A 15,420-nucleotide genomic window follows, 5' to 3' on the forward strand; every position below is an offset into this window, starting at 1 on the left:
GATATTAGCTGTCATTTTTTTATTTTATTCATTATATTATTAGTAAATTAGTATATTAAACACTAAAACTGTTATTTTATGGCAAAATTTTTACTCTCATGTTTCTTGATTGTAAGCATGGCACTAAACGCCCAGATTGATTTGGGCGCTGGAAGCACTGACGTTGGTACAGCTCCGATCAGTAGCTATTACGGATATTCCTATGTTCAGCAGATTTACCCTAAGCAGGAAATCAATGCAAATGCAGCAGGAAACATTACGGGACTTAAGTTCTACCTGGATCCTTCGATGTCTTTGGCAAATTCATCCGACTGGGTGGTATATCTCGGGCATACCTCAAAATCAGGATTTACTTCAGATACAGACTGGATACCGGTTTCTCAGCTGACTCAGGTATATGCAGGAACAATTACCAATGCTAACGGAGTGGTGGAAGTTACTTTTACAACACCATTTCCTTATAACAATACGGATAATCTAGTCGTAGCTGCAGAAGAAAATTCGCCGGGATATGATAATAATGATGAGGCAATGTATGTTTATTCCGGTGCCGCAAATTCTACTTTGTTTTATAAAAATGACAGCAACAATCCTGATCCGGCTTCACCTCCGGCAGGAGATTTGGCAGATTATAAATCGGTAATTACATTTCTGGGATTAACGGCAAATCCAATTGCTGCCTGTCCTGTCATAACATATCCTTCAAATAATTCAACCTTCATCCCATTATCACCTACCATCAACTGGAATAATACATCGGGAGCGACAAGTTATAAGGTTTCTATAGGAACAACTCCGGGAGGAACTGATGTGGTGAATCAACAATCTGTAGCGACCAATAGCTTTACTCCAGCTGCACCTTTAAGTGCTAATACCAATTATTATCTACGGGTAGTTTCAGTATCAGCGGCCGGTGAATCTTCAGGATGTACAGAAATTACATTTAAGACTTCTCCGCCAGCTCCATCGAATGACGATTGTGCGGGAGCGATTACTTTAACAGTAAATCCGGATCTTAATTGTGGTGCTGTAACCGCAGGATATACTTTGGGAGCAACAGATTCAGGCTTAATTCCTGATCCATGTTATGGCGATCCTGATGATGATGTATGGTTTAAATTTGTTGCTACTGCTACAACGCATAAAATATCACTCCTGAATGTGGTTTCTGTAGGAACTACCAATGATGATGATACCTATTTCCAGGTGTTTAGCGGTGCCTGTGGTACATTGTCGAGCATTCTATGTTCCGATGATACATCATCAGTTTTAACCGGACTTACTGTTGGAGATACCTATTATGTGAGGGTTTACAGTTATTTCGATACAGGATCCAATCAAAGTTTTGATATCTGCGTAGGTACAATGCCACCGCCACCAGCCAATGATGATTGTTCCGGAGCGTTGACGGCGTCAGCCTTCCCTTATACTTATGTACAATCTGACGGAGGTGGTGCAACAAATAATGGCGGATTTGTAACTGTATGTTCCGATAGTATGAATGATGGTACCTGGTTTACATTTACCGGTGATGGTGCAACATTTGATATTACTGTTACAATGCCTGCAGGTAGTGATTTTGATCCTCAGATCGGTGTTTACAGTGGAACATGTGGAAGCCTTGCATGTGTTGATACAGTAGATAATAATGGCTCCGGAGGAACAGAAACTCTATCAATACCTACTCAGCCTGGTACTACATATTATGTAAATGTGGGTAATTATAGTGGATTCACGGATAACATGGAAGGAACTTTCACGATTAATATAGCAAAAAATAATCTTGGAACCTCTGAAGTAGCAGGAAATAAGAAAGTAATCAGTGTTTATCCGAATCCTTTCTCAGATATTTTGAATATTTCTGACATTGCTAATGTAAAATCCGTTACGGTTACTGATATTTCCGGAAGATGGATAAAAACAATTGATAATCTTGGTCCGGTTATTCATCTGGCTGATATTCAATCAGGTCTATATCTGGTCACATTAACAATGAAAGACGGATCTAAACAAACGATCAAAGCAATTAAAAAATAGAATCCGATTTTATCCATAAATATTGATGACAGCTAAATTTTAGCTGTCATTTTTCTTCGATGCTTGCTGTATTATTGGTAAATTAGTGGTCTAATACCAAACATTATATTTATGAAAAAAATTTTACTTTCATGCTTATTGTTTTTAGGCATGGTGTTGAATGCTCAAATCAATTTGGGCTCAGGGAGTACTGATGTAGGACCAGCTCCGATCAGTACATACTATGGATATTCCTATGTGCAGCAGATTTTCTCAAAACAGGAAATTAATGCTGACGCGGCAGGGAATATAACAGGGCTTACATTTTATAGTAATCCGTCGATGTCAATGGTTAATTCTTCAGATTGGGTGGTCTATTTAGGGCTTACCACAAAATCCAGTTTCGACACCGAATCCGATTGGATCCCTGTTTCCGGACTGACTCAGGTGTATGCCGGAACAGTTACTAATGTAAATGGAGTTATCAACATCACTTTTGCGACACCTTTTCATTATAATAATACAGATAACCTTGTGGTTGCTGTTGATGAAAATTCAGCCGATTATGATGATAATGGGGACGAGATTATGCATGTGTATCCTTCAGCTCCTAATTCTACTCTTTATTTCAGAAATGATGGGACCGATCCGAATCCTGTTTATCCTCCTGTAGGGCATCAGGCTTCCTTTAAATCGGCCATTACAATCAACGGATTAACACCAAAACCTGTTCCCGTTTGTCCGTCAGTAACTTATCCGACAAATAACGCCGTGTTTATTCCATTGTTACCTACCATTCTCTGGAACCCGGTTGCAGGAGCTACAGGATATAAAGTTTCCATAGGTACAACTCCTGGTGGAACACAAATCATCAATCAACAATCTGTAAGTGCTGCTAGTTTTGCTGTTCCTACCTTATTAAGTGTAAATACTACTTATTATTTACGGGTGGTTTCTGTATCAGCGGCCGGTGAATCTTCAGGATGCGCTGAAGTGAAATTTAAAACAGCCCCTCCGGTTCCTCTGAATGATAACTGTATAGGAGCAGTAACCTTAACGGTGAATCCTGATCTCAATTGTGGAACAATAACATCAGGTTATACACTAGGAGCTACGGCTTCAGGAATTGCTGCTGCTCCTTGCTATGGTAATCCTGATGATGACGTGTGGTTTAAATTTGTAGCGACAGGAACAAGCCAGAAAATCTCTCTTCTGAATATAACTTCTATCGGTACAGAAGAAGATGATGATATTTACTTCCAGGTATTTAGCGGATCTTGTGGTACTTTATCCAGCATTCTTTGTTCGGATCCTACGTCAGCTGTTGTTTCCGGGCTAACTATAGGACAAACTTATTACATCAGAGTTTACAGCTACTATGGAACAGGAAGCAATCAAAGCTTTGACATCTGTGTCGGAAGTATTCCACCGGCACCGGCTAATGACGAATGTTCAGGAGCTCTGCTGGCATCTTCTTTCCCTTATACTTATGTGCAGACTGACGGAGGTGGTGCAACAAATAACGGAGGATTTATCACCGCTTGTGAAAGTGGAATGAATGATGGAACATGGTTCACATTTGTTGGTGACGGAGAAACAGTTAATATTACCGTGAGTATGCCTTCAGGAAGTGATTTCGATCCTCAGATTGGTGTTTTCAGTGGAACATGCGGCAGTTTAGTATGTGTGGATACTGTAGATAATATGGCAGATGGAGAGACTGAAACATTGTCTGTTCCAACTATATCCGGAACTGTTTATTATGTGAATGTAGGATATTATAGCGAGTATACAGATGAGCTCGAAGGAGCGTTTACGATCAATATCAATAAAGAGAGTTCAGATAGACATGCTTCAGGTATTTCAACTCCTGCTTTAATTAAAAAAGCCAGTGGAATTTATCCGAATCCGTTTACTGATGTTCTGAACATTGCAGATATTGATAACGTTAAATCTATTTCTGTATCAGATGTTTCAGGAAGATTGGTTAAAATGATCGTAAGCCCAGATACGGTAATTCATTTGGAGGATCTGAAATCAGGATTGTATCTGGTTACTCTTGAAATGAAGGACGGCTCTAAAAAGACGACCAAAGTAATTAAGAAATAAGAATTTATATTCAACAAAAAAGGTGGCATCAGCCACCTTTTTTATTTATTAGGAACAGGTTGTATATCACCTGTACTCATATGTTCAAAAACAGTAGGGAAGAACATAGCTAGTATAAAATAAATAATGATCATTAATGCAACTAAAGCAAAAAGAATAATAACTAAACTATTGGGCTTGTTTTTCTTTTTTGGTTCCATGATTTTGTGGTATTGGGTTAATAGATTAATTTGATAAATGATATCAAGCTAATTTCTTGCCACACTGTTTGCAATACCTCGCATCATCATCAATATCTTCATTTCCGCAACGTTCGCAGATCTTTTCCAGGTTTTGTCTTTTATTCCTCATCTCTGCCGTTACAATACCGGTGGGTACAGCAATAATAGAGTAGCCGGCAAGCATCAGTATAACTGCAAAAAATTTTCCCATAGGTGTAATGGGTGAAACATCTCCGTAACCTACTGTAGTTACTGTAACCACAGCCCAGTAAATAGATTGGGGAATGGTTTCAAAACCGGTTCTTCCTCCTTCCACCATAAACATCAAAGAACCTACAATCACCGAAAAAATGATAAGGAACAACAGGAAAATATAGATCTTTCTTGAACTGTTTTTCAATGCCCGTACAATGAGATATCCGTCATTCATAAAATCCAGTAAATTGAAAATTCTAAACACCCTTAACATTCTCAACATTCTGAATATCAGGAAATATTTGGTTACCGGAAAGAAAAAACTGAGGTAGAAAGGAACCAGGGCAAGAAAATCTATAATTCCAAAGAAGCTGAAGATATAATTTTTCTTATTTTTTACGACCATAATACGCAGCAGGTATTCTGCGGAAAAAAATAAAGAAATGATCCATTCAAAAACAATAAATGTAAGATGGAATCTTTGGTCCAGCTTCGGAACACTTTCCATCATAATGATAAGTGTGCTGACAAGGATTAATGCCAACAATATAATATCGAAAAGCTTTCCCAATCTGGTATCGGAACGGTAAATAACACGATAAAGAAATCTTTTCCATAATGTATCCTCCGGGACAAGATTGTGTTCTTTTTCCATACTTTGAGTTTTTTCTAATTTAAGAAATTATCCCTATTTTCGTAGCAAACATACATAATAAATGACAATAAGAGAAGTAATTTCGGAAATAGAAAAACGTATTCCCTTACAACAGGCAGAAGACTTTGATAATGTAGGGTTGTTGTGCGGGGTTCCGGAACGGGAGGTGAGTGGTATTTTAGTATGTCACGATGCTTTAGAGAATGTTGTAGAAGAAGCTATTCAAAAGAAATTAAATCTGATCGTATGTTTTCATCCGATTATTTTTTCAGGGTTAAAATCTCTTACCGGGAAAAACTATGTTGAAAGGGCTGTTTTAAAAGCCATCGAGAATAAGGTTGCGATCTATGCAATTCATACTGCGTTTGATAATGATTTTTTTGGGGTTAATGCAGGAATATGCAACCAGTTGGGATTAAAAGAAATGAAAATCCTTCAGCCGAAGAAAGATAATCTGAAACAACTTACCGTATTTGTTCCCAAAGACCATGCTGAAAAAGTAAAAGAATCTCTTTTCTCTGCCGGGGCAGGAAATATTGGTTTCTATGATGAGTGCAGTTTCAGTATTAATGGCAATGGAACTTTCAGACCAATTGAGGGCTCGAATCCATTTTCAGGAAAGCAGAATATCAGGGAAAATGCAGATGAAAATATGATTTCTGTAATTTTTGAAGGCTATAAACAAAATCAGATTATTTCTGCTATGAAATCTTCACATCCATATGAGGAAGTAGCCTACCAGATCTATAGTCTGGACAATGAAAACCAGTATTCAGGATTGGGAATGTATGGAGAGTTTGAAGAAGCAATGAATGAGGAGGACTTTTTACGTTTTGTTAAGGAGAAATTTAATCTTGAAATGATCAGACATTCAGGGCTTACTAATAAAAAGATTAAAAGAGTGGGTGTTTTAGGAGGCTCAGGAGCGAGTGGAATAAAATCCGCATTATCTAAAAAATGTGATGCCTACCTGACCGGAGACGTTAAATACCACGATTTTTTTTTAGCAGAATCTAAAATGCTGATTTGTGATATAGGACATTATGAATCAGAACAATGGGTTGTAAAACAATTATTTGAAATTTTGTCACAAAAATTTAGTACATTTGCAATCTCAAAATCCAACGAAAAAACAAACCCAGTAAATTATTTCCTTTAGATATGGCAAAAACCAACGATATTTCAGTTGAAGAGAAATTAAGAGCTTTATACGATTTACAAATCATAGATTCAAGATTGGATGAAATCCGAAATACAAGAGGAGAATTGCCAATTGAGGTTGAAGATCTTGAAATCGAGATAGAAGGGCTTGAAAAAAGAGCTGAAAAATTTCATGCAGAAATTAAGGATCAGGAAGATCAGATCAAAACAAAGCATGAAGTAATTAACCATGCGAAAACTCTAATTGAGAAATACAAATCTCAACAAGATAACGTAAGAAACAATAAAGAGTTTGAAGCTTTAGGTAAGGAGATTGAATTCCAAGATCTTGAAATCCAACTTGCGGAAAAAAGAATTAAAGAATTTGGGATCAAGATCACTCATAAAAATGAGACTCTGGAAGAACTGAATTCAAAAATTAACGATCTTAAAAACCACCTTAAATTCAAAAAAGAAGAATTGGAAGGTTTAGTTTCTGAAACTCAGAAAGAGGAAGATTATTTAATTGAGCAGTCTAAAGAATTTGCAGGTAAGATTGATGAAAGATTACTAGCTTCTTACAACAGAATCAGAACGAACTCTATCAACGGATTAGCTGTGGTAGGTTTAGAAAGAGGTGCTCCGAAAGGATCTTTCTTTACAATTCCTCCACAAAAACAGATGGAAATCGCTCAGAGAAAGAAAATCATTATCGATGAACATTCAGGAAAAATCCTTGTTGATGATGAATTGGTAATGGAAGAAAACGAAAAAATGAAATCTGTGATTAAATTTTAATCATCGTTTACTTTGATATAAAAGCTGTTTCAGAAATGAAACAGTTTTTTTTATTCTATTTAATCGAAGAATGCGCTTGCTATAGATAAACATATTATTCTGTAACAACAGCATCCCGGTCACCATCTTCTTTTTTCCCCTCGATGATCATTTCTTCAGCCTCAGCTTTTTCTTCGGCGTCAGCAACTTCTATTCTTTCTTCCTGACCCGTATTATGATGATCGATAAAGAATTCGCAATATACCGGTAGGTGGTCCGAGCCAAAATTGTCTAGGGTCTTAAGTTCTTTAATAAAGATGTCTTCACTATGAAACATTAAATCGATAGGGAATCTCAGTAATTGGTATCTGGCGTGGAAGGTTGGAACAAAGGCACGTCCGATTCTCGGATCAATAAGGTGGCTTGTTTTTCTGAACAGTATAGAAGACCTTGACCAGGCAACATTATTAAAATCACCAACGACAAGTACAGGTTCAGTGATATCTTTCACGCGTTTTGCAATGCTCAGGAGATCGCCGTCCCGCTCCTTTGATGTCGCTTCTTCCGTTGGGCTGGGAGGCGGTGGATGAACCCCGAAAAAAACAAAAGAGAAGCCGTCTTCTGTCTCTAAATGGATTTCAATGCTTGGAATATCTTCAGCTACAAAATAATGTGTAGTGGAATTTTTGATCTGAATTTTAGAATAAAAATGCATCCCATAAGTATTTTCCAAGGTTACCTTATGATGATAGGGGTAGTCTTTTTCTAAAGCTCTTAATGCATTTTCCCAAACTCCATTGCTTTCCATGGTAAGGAACATTTCCGGCTTGTTTCGGTTGATAAGACCGATAAACTTGTCATATTCCGTATTGAACTGATAGACATTGGCAGAAATGAAATGTAATTTTTGAGAGGACCGCTTGCCCCTCTGATGTTTCCTTACTCTGTAGAGAGGAGTATACTTTACAAGAATTACCCCATGATGTACAAATAAGATAAAAAGAGTGCCCTGGAAATACCAGAAATATTCGGCTGATCTAAAGAAAAATCCTAAGAGGAAGGTAAGCACAATAAAGTACGTGATTTGAATTTTTCCAAACTCAGGAACCCGAAATATCCAATGCTGGTTTTGAATTTTAGGTAATAATGTCAATAGAACCAGCAGGCCGGTTAAGATCAAATAAGCACTCCACATGTTATAAAAATAGATGGCTAAAAATAATCCTTTTTTACAAGAATTCAAATGAAATCATCTTTTTTAGTGTGAAATAAATGAAGTTTGAGTCAGATTTTTCTTACTTTTATTCTGTTATATTTTGAATCAATACTATGAATAAAATTTTCGCAGTTGTATGCTTTTTAAGTACATTCTGCTTTGGACAGCAACTCCAGAACCCGGACATTGAGAAACCTATCAGGGATTTGTTCGCAGGTATGAAGAATGCAGATTCGGAACTGGTAAAGTCGGCATTTACTGAAACGGCCATTCTACAGACTATTACAAAAGAAGGAGTAGTGAAAACAGATGATATACCTGGTTTTATATCTGCTGTTTCCAAAGCCGCTAAAGGCGATCTGGATGAAAGGATTACCATAGCATCTGTACTTGTAGACGGCAATATGGCGAGCGTTTTCACTCCCTATCAGTTTTATTACCAGGGAAAGTTTTCACATTGCGGAGCGAACAGCTTTCAGCTCGTTAAGCAGAATAACAGCTGGAAAATTCAGTACATCATTGATACAAGAAGAAAGGAAAATTGCGAGAATAAGAAATAATATACAATGAAAATTCACCATATCGCCATTATAGGCTCCAATTATCAAGTTTCTAAAAAGTTTTACACAGAGATTTTAGGTTTGAATGTGATCCGTGAAGTATACCGTGAAGAAAGGCAATCTTATAAGCTGGACCTTGCTATCGGAGATCATTATGTGATAGAACTTTTTTCATTCCCTGATCCTCCCGCAAGGCCTTCCCGTCCCGAAGCGTGCGGATTAAGGCATCTTGCATTTTCCGTTGAAAATGTTGGCGCAAAGCGGCAGGAACTTATGGAAAAGGGACTGGAATGTGAGGAGATAAGGATCGACGAATTTACCGGTAAAGAGTTTTTCTTTACACAAGATCCGGATAGGCTTCCTTTGGAGTTTTATGAAATGTAAATAGGCTTAATGTGCGTATCCCGTAAAAAAGCTGATTGCCATAATGGCTAAAACAATTGAGGATATGATCACATAGATGTAATCTTTTTCTTTCAGGTATCCTATTAATGCAAAAACAATTCGCATTAAAGGAGTGAAAATAAGAACCAAGATTCCCAGTTGAATGATGGCCATTCCTTCACCTTTGCAGAGAGATTCCCAAAACTGGCCCCATACTTTTTCCGACGAAGAACCGGTCTCCAGTAAGGAATAGTTTTTGGGCATTTTAAAACCTTCCAGAAACAGTTTTACAAAGCCAATAATGGATATAGCTACGGACAAAATCACTCCAAGTCTCAGGAGATTTCCTACGGAGCGGTTCAAATCAACGTCTGTGAAATTTTTTCTCATCGGAAACTTTGATTTATACCGTTATACATCATATAGATTGAAAGGATTGTAATTACAATAGCAAAAAATACCTTCAGTTTTTTAGTTTTTGAAACCATCAATGTTTTAGACCCAATGAAGCTTCCTACCACAACCCCTACCAAAACAGGAGCTACAATTACCGGGATAATTTCTCCTCTTTGAAAATAGATCAAGGAACTTGCGACAGCCGTAACACCGATCATAAAATTACTCGTGGTTGTAGAAACTTTAAAAGGCAACTTCATCATATTATCCATTGCCAATACTTTCAATGCACCTGAACCGATTCCTAAAAGACCAGACATTGCTCCGGCAAACATCATCATAAAGAATCCAGGAATGGTGTTTCGCGCAGAATATTTTTTAATGACTCCTTTATCCGGAAAGGTTCCGTACAATTTAAGTTTATCTTCTAAACTTCCCTTGATCAGGGGTTCCTGGTGGTCGGGTTTTCCTTTAAGATTTAAAATTACGGTAAGGAGAAGAATACTGGCAAAAATAATCCCGATGGTATTTGGGTTCAGAATTCCGGAAACAAGAGCTCCGGCAATAGCACCTGCTGTAGTTGCTATTTCCAGAAACATTCCGATTCTCATATTGGTAAATCCTTCTTTAACAAAAGCTACGGCGGCACCGGAAGATGTACCCACCACAGATATTAAGGAAGCTCCGATTGCGTAATGCATAGGGACGCCAAAACCAAGCGTCAATAAAGGGATAATGATAACTCCTCCTCCTAAACCTGTAAGTGAGCCCAATAGGCCTGCTGAGATTGCTCCAAGGAAGAGAATAATGATTTCTGACATGAATACAAATATAAAACTATTGCAGTTTTCTGCCAAACTTTCAAAAAGATAAATTTGACGTATTTTTGTATGACTAAAAAAATGAAAATGAAATTATTCTACGTGATCCTAGGTGCCACTCCTCCAGGCAGGAATATCGAACAGCACGATGTGTTTTTTGGAATTGCAGAAAGTTTAAAGGATCTGGTTCCGGATATGAAAGACTTCTGGAAAGAGGCTGATGGTAAAATCCACCTGGACTGCCATCAGGAGGTAAGATTTGCAGATGGATATGAAGTGAAAATTGTTGAGAAAACAGATCAGGTTTCTGAAAACCAACTATTCTTTATTAATTTAGGAGGCTATAAGAGGGGATATTTTGAAGAATTCCATGAGCAACATCTGATGGTTGGAACATCCATGGGCGAAATCATAAAGAGAGTGAAGGAAACGGAATTTTACAAAACAATGGGATTCGAAGGAGCTGTAAGCCATGTTGACGATAAGCACGGTGTGGATATCGATGATATTTTTAACGTTAATGATATCCTTCCTCAAAAAATGAAAGAGAAATACACCATTGTTTTAGAAAAATCTGATGCGGAAAATCAGGAAAACCCAATAGGTCTAGGATATCTTAAAATAGATAAAGTATAAACTTCCCATAATCACTTACGCCGGCTTTTAAGCCGGCGTAACACGTTAAGTACGGCAAGGATCGGAGATACGAAAATTTAGGTAATCGGCTATAAAATTTTTATCTTTGCAAAGTCTTGGATCAATGATCTGGTGTTGTATTGTAATGTTGAAAAACGTTTGATATTTGCCTATGATCCGGATGGTCTCAATTGAAAATATATCTAATAAAAATATAGAATGAAAATAGGAATTTTAGGAGGTGGTCAGCTGGGAAGAATGCTGATACAGAGCGCATTGAAATATGATGATGAATTTTATACGCTGGATCCTGCCTCTGATGCTCCCTGCAGTACTATTTCAAATTTTACACAGGGAAATTTCAATGACTATAAAACAGTCCTGAACTTTGGAAAAAATAAAGATGTTGTAACAATAGAGATCGAGCATGTAAATGCCGATGCCCTATCAGAACTTGAAAACCAGGGGATCAAAGTTGTTCCGAATTCTGCAATCATTAAAACCATTCAGCAGAAGATTCTTCAGAAGGAATTCTATAAGGCTCATGATATCCCGAGCCCTGAATTTCAGGCTGTCTGGAATAGTGATGAAAAAATTACAATGACACTTCCTTTTGTACAAAAGATGAATACAGGCGGATATGATGGAAAAGGTGTTCAGGTAATTAAAAATGAAGAAGATCTTCAAAATTTATGGAAGGAGCCTTCTGTGATCGAAAAGCTTGTTGATATCGATAAAGAATTGTCTGTGATTGTTGCAAGAAATGAAAAAGGGGAAACGAAGACTTTTCCGGTTACAGAAATGGTGGCTGATCCTAAGTTAAATTTATTAGATTTTAATATTTGTCCGGTTTTTTTACACGAAGACACCCAAAAGCAAATTGATGTAATTACGGAAAAGTTTCTGAACGCAATAAACTCTCCCGGGCTTTTTGCCATAGAACTGTTTTTGGATAAGGCTGGAAAAGTATGGGTAAATGAGACTGCGCCGAGACTTCATAACTCAGGGCACCAAAGCCAGGAAGGAAACGCGAATTCACAATTTGAGCAAATGTACCGTGTCGTTAAGAACCTTCCATTAGCGGATACGGAAAGTTTAGGTTATAGTGGAATGCTTAACCTTGTAGGAGCAGAAGGATATTCAGGAAAAGTAATTTATGAAGGAATGGAAGAAGTCCTGAAATTGCCTAAAACTTATGTTCACTTATATGGAAAAACCGAAACTAAACCGGGAAGGAAAATGGGGCACATTAATGTGCTGGCTGACTCCAAAGAAGAACTGATGGAAAAGCTCATCAAAGTAAAGGCTATGGTAAGAGTAATAGCTTAAAATATTGAGAGAAAGACTGCTGAAAAGCAGTCTTTCTTATTTTTTTATCTCATTTTATCATTGAGTTCATTATGAAGATTTTCTATTTTATCCTTGAGCTCATTACCCAGTTTTGAAGGATAGTCCTTTATTTTCTTCAGATCAAAGGCTAAGATGACAGAAGCTACTCCTACGAAAATAAATGATAAACCGGTAAGGACTACAAGGGACATTCCTGAAAATATAGGATTAGCCAAAAGCATAAACGACAGGATAATTCCGAGGATACTGAATATGGCAAGATTACCCCATCTTAGTACATGGGCGTCTTTCAAATCAAATGAGATACCCAGTAATTGGAAAGAACGGAACATCACTGTAAATCCTACAATAAAGGGTAGAATGGTCATTGAAATCTGAGGATAAGAAACCAGATAGACTCCCATAATAAAGGAAAGTAGTCCCGTTACCAGATATAAGCCCCATCCATTTAATACTTTCGCGTTATTGATCGAGAAAAAGATATCGAAGATCCCCGAGACGATAAAAGAGACACTAAAAAGAAGAGATAATGTCAGATAGGTTTCAAGGGGAGATGAAAATACATATACTCCACATCCAATAAAAAGGATTCCTAGTATAAGCGGGATATACCAGTGCTTTACAGAGTTTCTGAATGATTTTAATAGATTTGGCATAATTAAAAGTATTTTGTTGCCTACTTTGAAATACGGTGTTCGGCGAGTCCGTTTTTATATTTCCATTTTAAATAATTGAATTCTGTTTTAAGGTCTAATTTACTGAAAACAAACAACTAATAAATAGTTGAATTGATTGAATTTATTCTATTGATAGTGGTTGTTACTTGAAAATTTTCTGGATAACATTTCCGATTTCGATGAAATCCCTGTGATTTCCGAATGATCTTTTTTCAGGACTGTTTTTGTCATATTCTGAAAAAGGATAGATCAGAAGATAATTGTTTTCTTTTAGATTTTTGTTGAGAAGTTCCGGCATGAGCCTCATTTGAGGAATATAGGATACCATTCCTCTTTTAGCCATAAACACAATAAGGGCTTCATCCTCTTTTAGTCCCGCAGCTGTTTTTTCACCGTCATGCCAGGTATTCATAATGATAAATTCAGCTTCTATATTGGCTTTTTTGATGATCCTTTGTAAAAGATCAATAATACTTTCAGGAGCATAAAATATCATGGTTGCTCCTGAATTCCGGGCAATATTCCATACCCTTAAAAGAGCATGAAAAAAGCCGGCTTCTTTATCTGAATTTTCAGGAATCATCACTGCATATTTTTTTATTGTAGAAACAGGCTGGGCAGCATGGTATACCAGTACGTTCACGTGATCATTCTGAAGGTAGCCATTATAAAGATTGTAAACGAAGGAAGGAGAAAAACCTTTTTCATCTTCAAGGCCGATAATAAGATCCGTTATTTCCTGCTCTTTGATCACATTATTAACGCCGTTTACAACATCATTATCATATCTTTTCAGAGGTTGCAATTTGACATCGGCCGATGCTGCGGCATCTGTAGCCTGGTGGAGTAATTTTTCGGCATTTTTTACAGAAGACTCATTTTTATCTTCATTGATGACGTTCAATGCAAAAAAGTCTTCAGTATTGGAATGTGCCTTAATCAGAATACCCAGATTGACCATTCGCTCTACAGTTTCCTGATGATTGATGGCTAATAGCAGGCTTTCCTCCTCATGGCTGTTTCCGGATACCGTATCTTCATTATCCGTTTCTGCGATTTTCTGTGCACTGGCCATAGATACAAATGAAGAAATGGTACATGAAATAAGGATAAGTAATATACTTCCGTTCAATACATGTTCATTCAGTAATCTTACAGGTTCTCCTGTTTCCGTTTCGGAAACAATGATGTTGTATCCTACCATTACTGTAGCTAATGTAGCAGCTGCAGAAGCTGAACTTAAACCAAAGATCAGTTTACCTTCTTCTTTTGTAAACCTGAATGTCTTTTGGGTGATCACGGCTGAAATATATTTACCACCGATTGATGCGACCAACATGATCGCTGCAACTTTAAGGGTTTCAAAACTTTTGAAGAATACGGTAAAATCGATCAGCATTCCCACACTGATCAAGAAGAAAGGGATAAATATCGCATTCCCTACAAATTCCACCCTGTTCATGAGGGAAGATGTATGAGGAATCAGTCTGTTTAATGCAAGCCCGGCAAAGAATGCCCCGATGATGGCTTCAATGCCGGCTAATTCTGCCAATAGTGCCGCCAGATAAATCATCACCAATACAAAAATGTACTGGGATATTTTATCATTTACTTTTTTGAAAAACCATCGTCCAATAATAGGGAATAACAATAGAACGATCAGGCTAAAAAGTATAACAGATACGGATAACTTTACCCAGAAAGAAGTTCCCACGTCTCCCTGGACCATACCTACAACCACAGCAAGTACCAATAATGTGGCAATATCGGTGATCATTGTTCCGCCTACGGTAATATTTACAGCCCGGTTTTTTGCAATTCCAAGTTTACTGATTAAAGGATAAGTGATAAGGGTTTGAGACGAGAACAAACTGGCGAATAAGACGGAAGTCAGTACCGAAAATCCCAATAAATAATACGCTCCGACAAATCCGAGTATAAAAGGAAAAATAAATGCATAAGCTCCATATCCGAGGCTCTTCCATTTGTTTTTCTTAAAATCACCCATATCAATTTCCAGTCCTGCGAGAAACATAATATAAAGAAGTCCTGTAGTTCCCGTAACTACAATACTGCTATCTCTCGCCAACAGATTGAATCCATTGGGTCCGATTACTGCACCTGCGATAATAAGGCCTAACAGATGGGGAACTTTAATTTTATTCAGAAGTAATGGAGCTGCCAGAATAATGACCAGGACCAATAAAAATTTTAATACAGGATCTTCAATAGGGAAGCTCAGGTTGTGTATGCTCAGTAAAATCATA

The 15,420-nt window shown here is 37.3% G+C and carries 15 protein-coding genes; 8 read left to right on the forward strand and 7 right to left on the reverse strand.

Annotation, left to right across the window (positions count from 1 at the left end):
• The first annotated feature begins 78 nt into the window (after positions 1–78).
• On the forward strand, positions 79–2,037 hold the full coding sequence (locus MTQ00_RS00755) for a T9SS type A sorting domain-containing protein (RefSeq protein ID WP_273647347.1): 1,959 nt from the start codon (positions 79–81) through the stop codon (positions 2,035–2,037).
• A gap of 111 nt (positions 2,038–2,148) precedes the next feature.
• The gene (locus MTQ00_RS00760) at positions 2,149–4,125 is read left to right on the forward strand and encodes a T9SS type A sorting domain-containing protein (protein ID WP_273647348.1); all 1,977 of its coding nucleotides are present in this window, start codon (positions 2,149–2,151) and stop codon (positions 4,123–4,125) included.
• 41 nt (positions 4,126–4,166) lie between these two features.
• On the opposite strand, the gene MTQ00_RS00765 is transcribed toward MTQ00_RS00760, so the two are convergent.
• Positions 4,167–4,325 (reverse strand): hypothetical protein, encoded by a 159-nt coding sequence (locus MTQ00_RS00765; protein ID WP_172277190.1) that lies wholly within the window; start codon positions 4,323–4,325, stop codon positions 4,167–4,169.
• A gap of 43 nt (positions 4,326–4,368) precedes the next feature.
• Positions 4,369–5,196, reverse strand: coding sequence for an ion transporter (locus MTQ00_RS00770; protein WP_172277193.1), 828 nt, complete (start codon positions 5,194–5,196; stop codon positions 4,369–4,371).
• Between the two features lie 61 nt (positions 5,197–5,257).
• On the opposite strand from MTQ00_RS00770, the gene MTQ00_RS00775 reads away from it, so the two are divergent.
• Entirely contained in the window at positions 5,258–6,355 is a 1,098-nt protein-coding gene (locus MTQ00_RS00775; protein ID WP_273647349.1) for a Nif3-like dinuclear metal center hexameric protein, read from the forward strand.
• A gap of 2 nt (positions 6,356–6,357) precedes the next feature.
• Entirely contained in the window at positions 6,358–7,134 is a 777-nt protein-coding gene (locus tag MTQ00_RS00780) for a zinc ribbon domain-containing protein (RefSeq protein WP_172277199.1), read from the forward strand.
• Positions 7,135–7,228: 94 nt separating this feature from the next.
• On the opposite strand, the gene MTQ00_RS00785 is transcribed toward MTQ00_RS00780, so the two are convergent.
• Positions 7,229–8,356 (reverse strand): endonuclease/exonuclease/phosphatase family protein, encoded by a 1,128-nt coding sequence (locus MTQ00_RS00785; protein ID WP_273647350.1) that lies wholly within the window; start codon positions 8,354–8,356, stop codon positions 7,229–7,231.
• 86 nt (positions 8,357–8,442) lie between these two features.
• On the opposite strand from MTQ00_RS00785, the gene MTQ00_RS00790 reads away from it, so the two are divergent.
• Positions 8,443–8,889, forward strand: coding sequence for a nuclear transport factor 2 family protein (locus MTQ00_RS00790; RefSeq protein WP_273647351.1), 447 nt, complete (start codon positions 8,443–8,445; stop codon positions 8,887–8,889).
• A gap of 6 nt (positions 8,890–8,895) precedes the next feature.
• Entirely contained in the window at positions 8,896–9,273 is a 378-nt protein-coding gene (gloA2, locus tag MTQ00_RS00795) for an SMU1112c/YaeR family gloxylase I-like metalloprotein (RefSeq protein ID WP_273647352.1), read from the forward strand.
• Positions 9,274–9,279: 6 nt separating this feature from the next.
• On the opposite strand, the gene MTQ00_RS00800 is transcribed toward gloA2, so the two are convergent.
• A complete protein-coding gene (locus MTQ00_RS00800) occupies positions 9,280–9,663 on the reverse strand; it encodes a DUF1634 domain-containing protein (protein WP_172277211.1) in 384 nt (127 codons plus the stop codon).
• Positions 9,660–10,490, reverse strand: coding sequence for a sulfite exporter TauE/SafE family protein (locus tag MTQ00_RS00805; RefSeq protein ID WP_172277214.1), 831 nt, complete (start codon positions 10,488–10,490; stop codon positions 9,660–9,662). The genes MTQ00_RS00800 and MTQ00_RS00805 overlap by 4 nt, the downstream gene beginning before the upstream one ends.
• Positions 10,491–10,577: 87 nt before the next feature.
• On the opposite strand from MTQ00_RS00805, the gene MTQ00_RS00810 reads away from it, so the two are divergent.
• Both MTQ00_RS00810 and MTQ00_RS00815 read left to right on the forward strand, forming a co-directional pair.
• Positions 10,578–11,126: a DUF1543 domain-containing protein gene (locus MTQ00_RS00810; RefSeq protein ID WP_172277217.1), complete on the forward strand. Its 549-nt coding sequence runs from the start codon at positions 10,578–10,580 to the stop codon at positions 11,124–11,126.
• A 219-nt stretch (positions 11,127–11,345) separates the two neighbouring features.
• On the forward strand, positions 11,346–12,455 hold the full coding sequence (locus MTQ00_RS00815) for a 5-(carboxyamino)imidazole ribonucleotide synthase (protein ID WP_273647353.1): 1,110 nt from the start codon (positions 11,346–11,348) through the stop codon (positions 12,453–12,455).
• A gap of 44 nt (positions 12,456–12,499) precedes the next feature.
• Here the strand turns inward: MTQ00_RS00815 and MTQ00_RS00820 are convergent, their stop codons facing one another.
• Both MTQ00_RS00820 and MTQ00_RS00825 read right to left on the reverse strand, forming a co-directional pair.
• Complete coding sequence (locus tag MTQ00_RS00820) at positions 12,500–13,132, reverse strand: HdeD family acid-resistance protein (RefSeq protein ID WP_273647354.1); 633 nt, start codon at positions 13,130–13,132, stop codon at positions 12,500–12,502.
• A 163-nt stretch (positions 13,133–13,295) separates the two neighbouring features.
• Positions 13,296–15,419 carry a cation:proton antiporter gene (locus tag MTQ00_RS00825; RefSeq protein ID WP_172277226.1) on the reverse strand — a complete coding sequence of 708 codons (2,124 nt, stop codon included), beginning with the start codon at positions 15,417–15,419 and terminating at the stop codon, positions 13,296–13,298.
• Position 15,420 lies beyond the last annotated feature (1 nt).

The sequence above is a fragment of the Chryseobacterium sp. B21-037 genome (assembly GCF_028570785.1).
Lineage (GTDB): Bacteria > Bacteroidota > Bacteroidia > Flavobacteriales > Weeksellaceae > Chryseobacterium > Chryseobacterium proteolyticum.

What these genes read in the sequence shown, in the direction of transcription:
- MTQ00_RS00805 (WP_172277214.1), bottom strand. Translation starts at nt 10,490, where the DNA reads ATGTCAGAAATCATTATTCTCTTCCTTGGAGCAATCTCAGCAGGCCTA.
- gloA2 (WP_273647352.1), top strand. Translation starts at nt 8,896, where the DNA reads ATGAAAATTCACCATATCGCCATTATAGGCTCCAATTATCAAGTTTCT.
- MTQ00_RS00775 (WP_273647349.1), top strand. Translation starts at nt 5,258, where the DNA reads ATGACAATAAGAGAAGTAATTTCGGAAATAGAAAAACGTATTCCCTTA.
- MTQ00_RS00765 (WP_172277190.1), bottom strand. Translation starts at nt 4,325, where the DNA reads ATGGAACCAAAAAAGAAAAACAAGCCCAATAGTTTAGTTATTATTCTT.
- MTQ00_RS00825 (WP_172277226.1), bottom strand. Translation starts at nt 15,419, where the DNA reads ATGATTTTACTGAGCATACACAACCTGAGCTTCCCTATTGAAGATCCT.
- MTQ00_RS00815 (WP_273647353.1), top strand. Translation starts at nt 11,346, where the DNA reads ATGAAAATAGGAATTTTAGGAGGTGGTCAGCTGGGAAGAATGCTGATA.
- MTQ00_RS00810 (WP_172277217.1), top strand. Translation starts at nt 10,578, where the DNA reads ATGAAATTATTCTACGTGATCCTAGGTGCCACTCCTCCAGGCAGGAAT.
- MTQ00_RS00780 (WP_172277199.1), top strand. Translation starts at nt 6,358, where the DNA reads ATGGCAAAAACCAACGATATTTCAGTTGAAGAGAAATTAAGAGCTTTA.
- MTQ00_RS00770 (WP_172277193.1), bottom strand. Translation starts at nt 5,196, where the DNA reads ATGGAAAAAGAACACAATCTTGTCCCGGAGGATACATTATGGAAAAGA.
- MTQ00_RS00820 (WP_273647354.1), bottom strand. Translation starts at nt 13,132, where the DNA reads ATGCCAAATCTATTAAAATCATTCAGAAACTCTGTAAAGCACTGGTAT.
- MTQ00_RS00760 (WP_273647348.1), top strand. Translation starts at nt 2,149, where the DNA reads ATGAAAAAAATTTTACTTTCATGCTTATTGTTTTTAGGCATGGTGTTG.
- MTQ00_RS00755 (WP_273647347.1), top strand. Translation starts at nt 79, where the DNA reads ATGGCAAAATTTTTACTCTCATGTTTCTTGATTGTAAGCATGGCACTA.
- MTQ00_RS00800 (WP_172277211.1), bottom strand. Translation starts at nt 9,663, where the DNA reads ATGAGAAAAAATTTCACAGACGTTGATTTGAACCGCTCCGTAGGAAAT.
- MTQ00_RS00790 (WP_273647351.1), top strand. Translation starts at nt 8,443, where the DNA reads ATGAATAAAATTTTCGCAGTTGTATGCTTTTTAAGTACATTCTGCTTT.